The following is a 13581-nucleotide window of genomic DNA, read 5'->3' as shown; positions in this document are numbered from 1 at the left end:
ATGCTTACTTTTGAACAAAAGCTTGAACTGCTGGAATCGTACCCTCAATTGCAGCGTAAAAATGTATCACTCGGACGGGTTAATTTTCATTTTGAAGAAAGCACCGTCGATAAGAAAATTGTAGCTTTTCACATTCATCCCAACGGCAACGGCTTTGTCTACGCTGGATTGCTGGATGCATACGAAACCGATGACAAAGGCTTTGTGAATATCCGCGACTATTCGGAAGAGCAACTGCGTACGTTGCTGGACGCTACAATTGAAGCCATGTCCAGCCAAGCGCCAGCTGAAGATACCCAAGAGCAAGACAAATCTGCCGCTCCTTCGGTTGCATTCGTACCATCATCCAGCCCATCCGCAGGCGGCAACTGGATCGACGAAGAAGGTCACACTCTGATTCTGAAGTACGAAGATGACATGTGGTGCCTGTACGCAGGCGACAACCTCGACATGGCATTCGAATCGCGCCGCGAAGCAGATGATTATTTACGAGAAGAAGGCTTCAAACCGAACTTGAAAGCCTAAATAGCTACACATTGCAGATACTCTCATTGATACAAATGGGAGTATCTTTTTTGATGTGTTCAATATTATGATAGAGAAAATACATACAGCAAGGAGTTCCAATCCATGAATAAAATGGTATTTCTATTAGTCATGTTGCTCTTAACTGCATGCACATCCACGCCACAAAATGTAAATGAATTCGATCAAAATGTCAGTCTCGGAAAAGTAGCCATGAAGAATGAATATTATCGCGCTGCGCTGTATCATTTTGAAAAGGCTAAAATCGACCAGCCCAATGACGCGGATTTAAAAACTCTTACAGAAATGGCAGAGAGCAAGATTAAGCAGAGCTTAGATAATATGAAGCCGCGCAGTTCTTTAGCTGATACTTATGAGAAATATGAATCTATAATGAGGAAACAAGGGAAAGAACCAAGTTGGAGAGAATGGGAATTGGATCGATTGAATCAAACTAGTAAACGAGATGATGGTGTCGATACTAACGGAGATACTTTCGAAGATTATGTTACTCAGGCTGAACTTGCTCAGACCGAACCGGGTAAACTGAACGATGAGCAACTACTGGATGATTGGCTTCTCCATTACGATCATTGATACAGCAACCATCTCAAACGGAAAGGAACTCCATATCATGTACAAAAAAATCATTTCTTCCTTCCTACTCACTTCTGCTTTACTCACATCTGCTGTTCCGCCAAGTATGACTCATGCCGCTTCTGCTCCTATCACTTCCTACGATTTTGCAGGTGAACGTAATCTGTTCCATTATGCCCGAACACAAACGAGTGATCTTTTCATCGTCCGCAGCGGCATTACCTATATCGATATCGGCTTTTTTTATACCAACGACCCCGGTCTTACACTTACATGGGACAAATCTCAAATGCGCGCCGGGTTTCAGGGCTTTAACAAAAAGATTGCTGTTCGCATGGGCAGTCGCACCGCTATGCTGGATGGCAAAAAGGTAACCTTGCCAGCTGCTCCCTTCAAGCAAAGCAATCACAACAGTGGAGATATCGCTATTTATGTCCCTGTTCGTTTTGCCCTACAGGCAATCGGTGGTGGCAACATCCAAGTGGATGCCGCCAACCATCGCATAACCGCAGATCATGTACAATCCTATACGGTTCTGACAGATGTATACGGTGATTCAACCTATACGCTAAAAAAACAGACAGGTGATCTGTTCGTTTCCCGCGGTTCAAGTCTTCCGGTTCTGATCGCATCCATCGACACTCAACTTACAACCGCACAGATTCAGGTCAGTCATACAAGCGGTGGTTTACAGGTCATACGCATTAGAGACAATTACGGAGAACCGGGTATAAACACACAGGATTTCACCCTTATTTTCAAAAAAGATGCCTTGATCCGGCAGGCACATATGCAGTATTTCTGGGAACATGGCAGCAATATTGAGACGTATAATAACAATATCGTATTGAGTGACGGTGCTACGCTTCGCATAATTTCTGGCGAGACTGGCAATGTATTAGAGACGATCGATTTGATCAAACTTGGTGGTAAAAAAGCAACTTATGTTGTCGAAGCCATCCAACCAGCATTCATTCTTGTGCGCAATACCGACGATGCCCATCTGATGCTGGTACACCGCCAGACAGGCGAGTCGATTGTGCTATACCAGAATCTGCTGACGCCGGAACAACAACGTCTCGTTGAACCGCTTATTACACCGTGGGCTCAAGGAGATGAGATCACGTTTGATCACCGTACGGGACAAACGCTGTACTTCACCTACGCCAAAGGAACAGATCGCGAGCAGGAACTAACGTATACATTAAGCACCGAAACTCCAAACTAACAGAGCTACAACTACAATATTCCATACAGCAACATGCATCGATTCATGTTGTCTATCACATAGACAGCTGTGTATATGAATAAACTCCCATTTATATAAAATCGGAGTTTCCCCTACGTTTCAGACTCTATTTATTAGTAGTCCCACTTTGCTCATATCACTGTCTGGCAACTATTAATTGGCGATTGGGAGAAGCTGCATGTAACGACTATACTTGCCCAATTCCACGACAACGCCCGTCTCGACTGATATAATAGAAGGAACTGCGAATATGCATCTATCATAGAGGCGTATTCAAACTGCACCAACAATACAGAGAGACGGATAGGAGCTGCTTATGTCTAATCAAAGTATTATTTTTTTCGATATCGATGGAACGCTGCTGGATTTCAACAAAGAACTGCCTGCTTCCACCAAACAAGCCATTTTCGATTTGCGCGAGCGTGGACATGAAGTAGCGATTGCGACCGGACGTGCACCATTTATGTTTGAGAAGATCCGCGAAGAGCTGCAAATTGACACGTATGTCAGCTACAACGGACAATATGTCGTACTGCGAGGCGAAGTGCTGTATACCAATCCACTTAACCCGGATGGGCTTGTCAAACTGAGTCAGGCTGCTAACGAAAATGAAAATCCAATCGTGTATATGGATGCGGATGATATGCGCGCCAACGTACCGGATGAGCATGAATATATTACTACCAGCATTAGCACCCTGCATGTGGACAAATTTCCAACCTACGATCCGGCATATTATGAACAGCGCGAAATGTACCAATGTTTGCTGTTCTGTCTGGAAGGCGCCGAGCAAAACTATGCCGAGAACTTCCAAGACTTTGACTTTATCCGCTGGCATCCGATGTCGGTCGACGTCCTGCCCGCTGGTGGCTCCAAAGCGAATGGCATTTCCAAAATCACCGACAAGCTGGGCTTTCCCAAGGAACGTCAGTATGCCTTTGGCGACGGCTTGAACGATGTGGAGATGCTCAAGCAAATCTATAACAGCGTCGCGATGGGCAACGCCGAACCAGAAGCCAAAGCGGTCGCACGTCATATAACCAAAGCAGTCGATGAAGACGGCATCTTGCACGGGCTGCAAATGGTCGGTCTGCTCGACTAAGTGCGTAAGACTGGATAGCACACGCACATTCATGATACAAACAGCCAAAAGACCAGGTACGCCTTTACTTCTACACAAGAAGGGCATACCTGGTCTTTTAGCTATTGATATTGGTATTGGTATTGGTATTGGTATTGGTATTGGTATTGGTATTGGTATTGGTATTGGTATTGGTATTCAACTATTTTAAACTATTCAGCCACTCAAATACCAAGTAATCCGAAAAACTCAAATCGTGCTGTCTGCGTCGAGATTTCTTCCAGCGTTTTGTCCGCGAGCGACGAATCCGCCGATTGTGGACCGAACAGCCATCTGGCGATCATGCCTTCGATCAGACTCGTCAGCATCGCTGCGCGCATCGCCGGGTCAATACCGGGCGGCAGCATGTCCAGTTCGATGGCTCGCTCAATGTTACGGCGGAACGCCTGCTCCATCTGAATCCGCGCTTCATTGGCTGCCTGCCGGATCGATTCATCCGCCGCGCCACTGCCAAGCAGCAGCTCCATCAGATAACGATGATCGCTGGCAAACTGGAACAGATTTTGTAGCAAATGTTGGGATGCCTGCACCATATCGACCACCGAACCAGATTGCGTACGATATCCCTGCGAGATCACGTTCGCAATCTCTTCCCGCCCATTGGCGATAATCTCCAGCGCAATCGCTTCTTTGCTTTTAAAATACCAATAAAATGTTCCCTGCGCGACACCCGCCTGCCGTACAATATCCGATACTTTGGTCTGATGATATCCGTTCCGCGCAAATAATTCCACTGCAATATCCAGCAGTTCCTGCCTTCTCTCCCCATTGTTCCCCGTTGCATTCCGCTCTTGCATGTCGAACCTCCTGATTGACTCACCAGTCAACTTGATTGTATCCATGCTAGCGGATAACCTCATTGTAGTCAATGTTGTCTGCTCTGCACATGGAATATGTGCGCGGCATATATTCATTCTAGATCTACATTGCTCAGCTGCACGATATTACAAACCCGTACATCGTACCTTTTAAATAGAAGGTACCGTATCCATCCATTGCTGCAAACGAAAAAAGGATGTGTCTATACGTCTTGTACAGGCACATCCTCACATTGTATTCCATCCTGAATCTATTCAGCTGCGAACATTCCAATCTTCACTCACATTCGACTGCGGAACAGCAAATAGATGAAGTACGGCACACCGATCAGGGAAATGACGATTCCGGCTGCTAGTTGCGCAGGAGCGAATATCGTTTTGCCGATCAGATCGCCGAGCGAGACCATCAGCATACCGACCAGACCGGACACAGGCAACAAGCGGCGATGATGCAGACCGACCAGTCGCCGCGCAATATGTGGTGCGATCAGACCGACAAAGCCAATCCCGCCCGATACCGAAATGCACGCCGCCACCAGACCGACCGCTGCCAACACCAGCTTGCGCCGCTGCCGACCAAGATCCAATCCGAGACTGAGCGTCGTCTCGTCATGCAATTGCAGTACATCCAGCACTTTGCCTTTCCACCATAGATACGGGGCAATCAGCAGCAGCCACGGCAGCATCGCACCGATATACCGCCAATTGGCACTATGCAGACTACCCGCTAACCATACCGCCGCTGCTTCAAAGTCATTCGGATTCATTTTTAACGACAAATATAGCGTAACCGCCGCGAAGCCCGCGCTGACTGCAATTCCGACTAGAATTAGCTGCTGTGGATCAAGCCGTCCATTGCTGCGCGCCAGCCAGAAAATAATCGCCACAGCCAGCATTCCGCCAGCCAACCCGAACAGCGGCATCGCCATATACGCAAACCAGCCCGTCAGATCTAGCGTCTGGCTGAACACCAGCATGAACAGCACAACCGCCATACTCGCACCAGCGTTAATCCCTAGCATCCCCGGATCGGCAAGACCGTTGCGAGTGACACCCTGAATAACAGCACCCGCAATGCCCAGCCCGAAGCCAGTCAACATCGCTAGCACAATACGTGGCAATCGAAAATCGAACACAACCAGATCATATTCGCGAGTGACATCAATACGCAGCAGTGTGCGAATGACATCACCGACCGTCATATCGAACGTGCCATTGGTAACGCTGATGTATACGACCGCCAGCGTCACCAGTAGCAATAGCGGTACGACAAGCCAAATGCGCCGATGCACCGGGAACATCTCCGCTTCAGGAAGCTTCATGTGCTTTGCCTCCTTTGCGACGAATCAGATACAGGAAGAACGGAACACCGAACAGCGCGGTAACGACACCAATCGGTGTCTCGAACGGTGCATTCAGCCAGCGGCTGATCAGATCACACCAGCAGAGGAACAATCCGCCCAACCAGGCGGCACATGGAATGACTTTGCGATAATCCGTACCAACCAGATAACGTGTAATATGCGGCACCATCAATCCGACAAAGGCGATTTTGCCCGCTAACGCTACCGAGCAGCCCGTCAGAATCACAACCGCCAGCATCGATAGCGCTTTGATCACACTGGTACGCTGTCCTAATCCGGCGGCAATCTCATCGCCCATCGACAGCACGGTAATATAACGCGCCAGCATAAGCGCCATTATCAAACCGACCAGTGCAAATGGAATGATCAGCTTGAGCATCGTCGGATCGATCTGATTCAGCCGGGCGTTATACCAGAAGCTAACCGATTGTGATACTTGAAAATAAGTCGCCGCCGCTTCCGCCACTCCGCTCAAAAACGTGCCGATGATCGTGCCTAGAATCGCCATGCGTACTGGTGATGTCCCATTCGGCAATAGCCAAGCTAGCCCAAATACAATCCCCGCTCCAATCGCCGAGCCGATCAGCGAATAAAAGACCATCGTCAACGACGATGCACCCGGCAGCATAATCATACATAGCGTAATCGCCATCACCGAACCATCCGATACCCCCATGATCGACGGAGAAGCGAGATAGTTGCGGGTCATCCCTTGCATAATTGCCCCAGATACCGCCAGAAAAGCGCCAATCAGTAGCGCCCCGAGCGCACGCGGCAACCGGGAATGCATAATGATCTGGTGCCTGATATCATGTTCATCGAAATGAAACAGCGCCTGCATCACTGTCGACAGATCGATATCATTCGCTCCATACAGGATGGAAATAGCAATCGTGAGCGTAGCCGAAACCGGCACGCCCACGATGAATAGTAGCGGAAACCAGCTTCGGATTCCGCCAGTTATGGTAGTCATTATTTGGACAATTCCTTCACGGCTGCCTGTACGAATTGATCACGGCTCCATGCCGGACCACCTTCGGACAATGGATCAATCACATTCACATACACATGACCGTCCTGGAATGCTTTCATTTTGCTCAAGATCGGATTGCTTTGCAGGTCTTTGAGTGCATTTGGCGTATCCGCATTCTCATCTTCGGAGAACTGGATAAACAGATCATCTGGATTCACCTGTGCCAGTTGCTCTACGGAGATTTCCTGCTGCGCCTTTGTTTGCTGGATAATGTCTGGTACGTTGAGACCCAGATCTTCATACAGCGCGGCATTAACGAACACGTTCGATGGATACACACAGATCGCACCCTGACGGATACGCACTGCCAGTACTGTTTTATCATTCAGCTTGGCACCTAGCTCGGTTTTGGCTGTTTGTACATCCTGATCATATTGGGAAATGGCGCTTTTCGCTTGATCCTGCTTGCCAGTCAGCTGACCCATCAGCTTTAGGTTATCCTGCCAGTTATCCGAAATATGCGATACTGCAATCGTTGGTGCGATCTTGTTCAGTTGCTCCAGCACAGGTGCATCGAATTTGGTCGTACCGAGAATCACATCCGGCTTCAACGACAGGATCGTTTCAAAGTTCGGCTCTGTTTTCTCCCCAATCGACTTCGCCTGATCGGTAATCGAAGCGAATTTCTCCGGGAAATTGCCCTGATACGTAATCGCACCGATCGGATGTACATCCAGCATCAACGCATCTTCCATCGCTTCCATGGAACCGGTAATTACGATACGCTCTGCTTTGGCAGGAACGGTATATTCCTTGCCCAGATAGGTGATCGTTTGCTGCTTTGCCTGTGCTGAGCTATCCGACGTTGTGCCGCTCGCAGATGTTGTACCTCCCGCGCTGCCTTCACTGCTTGCCGCATTGTTGCTGCTGCCGCACGCAGATACTAACACCATCGTTAACGCCAGTATGCAAATGGCTGTCCAGGAACGCAAAGATGTGCGCTCCCCTCCTGCCGTTTGAGTTTGTCTATTCATCACTATATGGCTCCCCTTTCGATATCCATCCCACTTGATAATCATTCTCAATCAAATGATAGTATGGATACCGTCATCCGAACATGGACAATATTCGCAAAAGTCATGGAGTATATTCAGTCTAATCCCATGAAGCAACTGATCCACCTTACCGGCAAAAGACGTTGCCTGCATCGTCTACCATTCGTTTATATGCTTCCGGCGAACGATCGCGCCACGGATCAGAGTTCAATACATGCACTGCATCAAGCTGTACAGCGCGCAGATTCAACCAATCTGGCTGCGTCTCCAGCTCTTTCCACTGCTGCAGCGTCTGACTTTCCTGACAAATGAGCAGCAATAACCGATCCGGATCCACATGTGCCAGCATGGCAGGTGTGATCGGCGTATCCTCGTCTTCCAACTCTTCGTTGCCGTTTGTAGGAGCATTCAACGCATTTGGGGGCAGTAAACGCACCAGATTCACATGCAGATCATGACGCAGCATATGAGCCGCTTCGGATGAATAACATGAATAGAAATTGCCTTTCCAATACCGGACGAAGACAACGTTCTCGTTCTTGCTCTGCTCATGCAGATCGTCTACATGGTTGTTCGCCGTTTGCTTTCCACCTTTTATCTTCTGAAGCACCTGACGACACTGCTGATCATATTGCTCTAGCCAGCTTGCTGCTTCCGCATCCTGCCCTAGCTTCTGCGCCAGCTGTTGGAGCTGCTGCTTCCACTGCGGACTGCCACAGTGTATATAATACACCTCGGCAATTTGCTGCAAATGCTGCTTTTCTTCCTCTGAAATATGCTCTGGCGCGATGATCAGCTCTGGATTACAGCGCCGCAAAATAGCAATATTGCTCTGCCATTGCACCGTCGCACGCTGCACTTTTAGATGAACGGGAATATCGGCGGCAAGCCGCTTCTCATCGTGAGCTGTCCATTTGGGGTGCAGCGGTGCGGCATACGGAATTACGTCCAGCGCCAGCAGATAGCCAGTAATAATCGGATCGTAAGAAGCGATTTTGCGCGTCCGATTGCGAATGTAGGCAGACGGCGTGATGCCAGTTTCCTGCTTGAATTTGCGACTAAAATAAAACTCATCATTGTACCCGACTTCATGTGCAATATCCCGCAGCCGCAGCTCTGGGTTCGCCATCAGGCGACGTGCCTGCTCCATACGCAGACGGGTCATATAATGAACAACACTTTCGCCATAGTGCTTTTTGAACAGACTGACATAATAATTCCGACTGAGTCCAGCCATCTCGGCAAGCTGTTCCAGCGTCAGCGGTTCACGGTAATGCTGCTCAATATACGCACGCGTCCGCTGCAATTGCACACCCGCATCGCCTTCCGGCACATTTTCCTGTTCCCGCAGATCGCATAACAATTGCAAAAATAAACTGACTGCCCGTGTCCGGCTACCATGCTCACCGCTCAACCATTGCTCATGGATGGACTGACACATCGGCAGCAGCCATGAACCAGATACCGGATAGCCGCTATGATCGTAATTCTCGTATTCCGGTTCAAAGGCAGGCATGGCGGTATATGCTGACAATCCGAGCAGCTCCAACTCCTGCTCCCGCTCCACATAACAGTCAAACCGTAGCAAATACACACTCATCCCTTTACGCCCGGACGAACGCAATCCGAGCGTACTTCCCGGCACAAACCAGTGTACACTTTGCCCCTGTACACGCAGCCGCTCCTGTTCCCGTGTCAGAATGCCTTCGCCCTCGGCAATCACAAGCAAGGTATGGCTAGACGCATATTGCTGCGGCAGATGAAAGTCGCCAGTTTTGCGCACTTTCTCCACATTGCGTAGCCGAAAACTCATATGATCTAGCGCTGATAAGATGGAGCCGTACAGCAGTTGTTGTGTACTTTGCGACTGCAATGCAGATGCTGACGATGAATGACTTTTTATTTTCCGATCCGCAATCGTATTCATAGCTCATCTCTCCTCTATCTTAATCTGGTTATCACTCAATCTGAGTATCACCAAATGATAATAATTCTCAATATACACTTCATCACTCTACCCCTTTCTAGCCCGGCACGTCAACGAATACACTCCTTTTTTCAACATTTGTCCATGATTGGCGTGGAATATTGTGCATGGTCGGACAAGCGACAACTTTGTATCATCAAGGCAAATGTACATGAGTAGGAATAGATGCAATCATCCTACTTTGCAATATCCATCTCATTTCAAGCTATAGACAAGGAGAATCAGTATGAACTCATCGTTTCCTCATACACAACCAGTCGCCGCTCATCCGCAAGCGCCGGAAAGTGAATTTCGTTTACGCGGAACGACTCAATTCGATCTCACATCCGCTACTGGTCGACAGTATCGTATTCTAATGTCGATTCCCGATCTGCCACCAACAGAACAAGGCTACCCGATCATCTACGCACTCGACGGTCATGCTATCTTCGCGACACTGCTGGCAGCCGAGCGTGCACAATCGCGCCGTAGCCAAAAGACCGATGCCGTCGCATCTATCATCGTCGGCATCGGCTATCCGTCCGAATTGCCAAATTCACCGGAACGTCATTACGATTACACTCTGCCCGTTCCTGTAGACAATTTGCCCGCATCCCGCGACGGTCAGCCATGGCCTTTGCATGGCGGAGCAGATGAGTTTCTGCAATTTATTCAGAAGGTGCTGAAGCCGGAAGTTGAACGACGTCAGCCAGTTGACCGCAATCGTCAGACACTGCTTGGTCATTCCTTCGGTGGCTTATTCACCCTGCATACGCTATTCACTTCACCGCAATCGTTCCGCAATTATGTAGCCGCCAGCCCTTCGCTGCATTGGGCGCAACCACAAATTGTCGATGAAGAACAGCAATTTGCCGAGTATATGAAGACGGCGCAGGAAGAGCATCATCTGTTCATCGCACTGGGCGAATTGGAAAATACACCGCCATTTCACATGCTGCAACATGCGGCAGCGTTAGCGGAGCGATTGCAGCCACTTCATGAATATGGACTACATGTGCGTTTTCGTGAATATGCCGATGAGAATCACGGCTCTGTCGTTCCGTCGATGATCAGCGCAGCACTGCGTACAGCTCCACTGTAATTTTCATTTATTGACGTTCTCATTTCATAACATAAACTGTCATGCCAACAGGGCTGTCCAAAATGAATAGCCTTGTTTGGTGTACGTCCCCATCTTCATGATCTCGACATATGTTCCGATATTAGGAATGGCAGGTAAATGGCTGATTGATGCACCATTCACCTGCCATCATACAGAGAGAATATAGAGAAAAGGGGAACGTTCCATGTTTACACGTCTATCGGTTCATCCGGTCGTCAAGCTACTGTGTGCAGCCGCATTGCTGCTCATTCTGTCGAGTGGTCTGGCATTGTCCGCCAACGCAGCTTCAACCAAAGGCAATACATACAGCGCCGTCTCGCTTTATGTAAATGGCGAGTTGCAAATTCTACCACCTACCCAGAACGTCCAGTTTATGAACAGTAACACTCTGTACATCCCGGTCAAAACGATCACGCGCATTCCCGGCATTACGATCAACTACGGCAGCCCGCTCAGTCTGACCGGTAGTCGTGGCAGTGCCAATGTGAACAGCAGCAATTCGTTTGAATACAAGGGTACAACGTATGTACAGTACAAAACCCTACTATCCATTAGCGATCTGGATGGCAAATACGCGTCCAGTGCGTACACGCTGTTCCTCTGGACAACCGATGAAGGCAAAGCCCAATCATCCAAAATCCTTACCAATATTAGTCAGCTTCCATCCAACATGGGTTTACTGATTGGTCAGAAAATGTATCCGGCTCACGAAAGCGGAGCTTACTGGATCACTAATGTTTATTATGATCCAGATAGTACGATCTTTTACGTAACTGCCCGCAATTCCGGCGGCGAGGAGATTCATACGAATACGAATTACGAAGCATTCGACTTTGTACTGGATTCCGCATTGAATCAAACACAGGATGCTTTACGTGGCAAAAACGTCTGGTTCGATAACCGCCAATTCTATGGCACCGGACTCAAACATTTGGAAAAGCTGACCTTTGTTTCGTTCCAGATCAGCAAGGATAACGAGATCAGCATGGTACTGCGCAAAGCAAATGGCAATAAAGTCGCCGTCCTGCTCGATGCCAGCTACGATGTGAATAACATGCTGAGTCGCTACCTGTTCGGCACCAACCCGCGTTCCGTATACAACTGGAGCGAAAAAGTCTGGAACACCATTAGCAACAACCGCGTATCATCTGGTATGACCCCTCAGCAGGTCGTTCTCTCATGGGGCATGCCTTCCGACCACAATACGTACCAGTCTGCTGGAGTCGTGTACGAACAATGGATTTATCCGCATAACTATTTATATTTCTGGAACGGCAAGCTGACTTCAGCACAAAGTTTTGATTGGGCTGGGATGTAGGATATTCGTCTCGGATCATAGGATATGAGTGAAGTACTGTATATTGAGATTGATGTTTAAGCATGAATGGTTGCACAAAAAAGGCATGTACCGAATGATATGGTACATGCCTTTGTTCCATTTCAAAAATAATCATTTATTGTACCCATACATCCACTAAATTTAAACTGCAAATATATAATCTCAATCTATTATGCAATGTTCTCGAACTGAATTTTAACTTTTGTTTAAGTTTATTGAAAGTTTATTATATCTTATATATACTATTGATACGAAATAAACTGTTCAGGAGGTAGTCCAATGTACACGACAGATAAGGAAAATGCCATTTTTGAAGCTCTGCATATCCCTAGCCTCGTTGCTAGTCAAGCCACCGAGAATGATGCAGAAAAACTTCAATCTTTTTTGCGTGCATTGATGCAATATATTGAACGCTCATCTGACCAAGTAACAGATCGTGCTGCGTCCAGCTCATCACCTTTGCATGATTTGAAGCTCGATCAGCCATTAGCCAATCCTGAATTGCAGCAAGCCTTCCAATTTATTTTAATGCATATGGTAACGGCAAGCGCTGAAAAGGAATCTCTACTACCAGACAAGCAATATACAACAGGCGATCTTTCGCGCTTCTTTGGCGTTAGCATTGCCACTATCAATAACTGGATTCAAAAAGGGAAAATCGTCGGTGCATGTAAGCAGGAACGGTTCAAGCAAGCACGAATTCCCGAGAGCGCCATTTACTTGTCTTCAACTGGTGCCAATATGACGATTCAGGAAGCAGCCGAGCTGTATCACACCGAGAAAAAGCGAACCCCACTTCAGCTTCAAACGCCGATTGCAGAATTGAAAGAATGGATCGATACTGTATACCATTATGAACAAAAATATGGCGGTGCCTTGGAACAAATACAGCCTTCCCTAACCGAAGTGTCTGCACAACAAGAACGAGATTTTACCGAATGGCGCTATTTGCTTAATCGACTGCAAGAGCGCGGACTATGAACAAGCGTCCTCCATCTAACATTCGTTTACTGGAACAAGAATATCGAATGCTAATTACAGATATCCGTGACGGTGACGGTAGCGGATTATTAAGCAGCCGCTCCTGTCAGCGTTATACTTTTCTATTGTCTAATGGTAGCCGATTGCGCATAACCGAGCGCATCTCTGGTGAATATATTGACTATTCTTATTACGATTGGGAGCTTCCAGATGGACGAGTCATCAAGTTCCATTCCGAACCTCATAATGATGACTCGCGCTACCAGACAGTTACTGAGCCTCACCATATCCACCCGCCAGACGAAGATAGATTACATAATATCGTTCGCTATCCTAATTTTCACCATCAGGAACTATCTGCCATCATAGAGATGATTTTTATTACCGTAATTCAAGAAGGACATACGCCATAACCGGCATATGTCCCTCTGCATTGCTCATTTTTAAATG

At 47.8% G+C, this 13581-nt stretch carries 14 protein-coding genes; 9 read left to right on the top strand and 5 right to left on the bottom strand.

Going from position 1 to position 13581, the window contains the following annotated elements:
- The 5 genes from ACDE64_RS04425 to ACDE64_RS04405 all read left to right on the top strand — a co-directional run bounded on the left by ACDE64_RS04425 (position 1) and on the right by ACDE64_RS04405 (position 3663).
- Complete coding sequence (locus tag ACDE64_RS04425; RefSeq protein ID WP_411349111.1) at positions 1–525, top strand: hypothetical protein; 525 nt, start codon at positions 1–3, stop codon at positions 523–525.
- A gap of 105 nt (positions 526–630) precedes the next feature.
- Entirely contained in the window at positions 631–1122 is a 492-nt protein-coding gene (locus ACDE64_RS04420; protein ID WP_411349110.1) for a hypothetical protein, read from the top strand.
- A 37-nt stretch (positions 1123–1159) separates the two neighbouring features.
- On the top strand, positions 1160–2350 hold the full coding sequence (locus ACDE64_RS04415) for a copper amine oxidase N-terminal domain-containing protein (protein ID WP_411349109.1): 1191 nt from the start codon (positions 1160–1162) through the stop codon (positions 2348–2350).
- Between the two features lie 337 nt (positions 2351–2687).
- Entirely contained in the window at positions 2688–3473 is a 786-nt protein-coding gene (locus ACDE64_RS04410) for a Cof-type HAD-IIB family hydrolase (protein WP_411345274.1), read from the top strand.
- Between the two features lie 31 nt (positions 3474–3504).
- On the top strand, positions 3505–3663 hold the full coding sequence (locus tag ACDE64_RS04405) for a hypothetical protein (RefSeq protein ID WP_411349108.1): 159 nt from the start codon (positions 3505–3507) through the stop codon (positions 3661–3663).
- A gap of 13 nt (positions 3664–3676) precedes the next feature.
- Here ACDE64_RS04405 and ACDE64_RS04400 read toward each other — a convergent pair whose 3' ends face one another.
- From ACDE64_RS04400 to ACDE64_RS04380, 5 genes are all read right to left on the bottom strand, one after another.
- Positions 3677–4309: a TetR/AcrR family transcriptional regulator gene (locus tag ACDE64_RS04400; RefSeq protein ID WP_411349107.1), complete on the bottom strand. Its 633-nt coding sequence runs from the start codon at positions 4307–4309 to the stop codon at positions 3677–3679.
- Positions 4310–4611: 302 nt separating this feature from the next.
- A complete protein-coding gene (locus ACDE64_RS04395) occupies positions 4612–5652 on the bottom strand; it encodes a FecCD family ABC transporter permease (RefSeq protein ID WP_411349106.1) in 1041 nt (346 codons plus the stop codon).
- Positions 5639–6667, bottom strand: coding sequence for a FecCD family ABC transporter permease (locus ACDE64_RS04390; protein ID WP_411345271.1), 1029 nt, complete (start codon positions 6665–6667; stop codon positions 5639–5641). Before ACDE64_RS04390 ends, ACDE64_RS04395 begins: the two co-directional genes overlap by 14 nt.
- On the bottom strand, positions 6667–7701 hold the full coding sequence (locus ACDE64_RS04385; RefSeq protein ID WP_411349105.1) for an ABC transporter substrate-binding protein: 1035 nt from the start codon (positions 7699–7701) through the stop codon (positions 6667–6669). The genes ACDE64_RS04390 and ACDE64_RS04385 overlap by 1 nt, the downstream gene beginning before the upstream one ends.
- Positions 7702–7849: 148 nt before the next feature.
- A complete protein-coding gene (locus ACDE64_RS04380; RefSeq protein WP_411349104.1) occupies positions 7850–9649 on the bottom strand; it encodes an AraC family transcriptional regulator in 1800 nt (599 codons plus the stop codon).
- A 286-nt stretch (positions 9650–9935) separates the two neighbouring features.
- On the opposite strand from ACDE64_RS04380, the gene ACDE64_RS04375 reads away from it, so the two are divergent.
- The 4 genes from ACDE64_RS04375 (at position 9936) to ACDE64_RS04360 (ending at position 13544) form a co-directional block, all read left to right on the top strand.
- Entirely contained in the window at positions 9936–10790 is an 855-nt protein-coding gene (locus ACDE64_RS04375; protein WP_411349103.1) for an alpha/beta hydrolase, read from the top strand.
- Between the two features lie 205 nt (positions 10791–10995).
- Positions 10996–12129, top strand: a complete 1134-nt coding sequence (locus ACDE64_RS04370) for a hypothetical protein (RefSeq protein WP_411349102.1) — start codon at positions 10996–10998, stop codon at positions 12127–12129.
- A gap of 300 nt (positions 12130–12429) precedes the next feature.
- Entirely contained in the window at positions 12430–13131 is a 702-nt protein-coding gene (locus tag ACDE64_RS04365; RefSeq protein ID WP_411349101.1) for a helix-turn-helix domain-containing protein, read from the top strand.
- Positions 13128–13544 (top strand): DUF6516 family protein, encoded by a 417-nt coding sequence (locus tag ACDE64_RS04360; protein WP_411349100.1) that lies wholly within the window; start codon positions 13128–13130, stop codon positions 13542–13544. Before ACDE64_RS04365 ends, ACDE64_RS04360 begins: the two co-directional genes overlap by 4 nt.
- The last annotated feature ends 37 nt before the right edge of the window (positions 13545–13581 follow it).

It is taken from the genome of Paenibacillus sp. WLX2291 (genome assembly GCF_046603665.1).
GTDB lineage: Bacteria > Bacillota > Bacilli > Paenibacillales > Paenibacillaceae > Saccharibacillus.
This window is presented reverse-complemented; position numbering and strand designations above follow the sequence as displayed.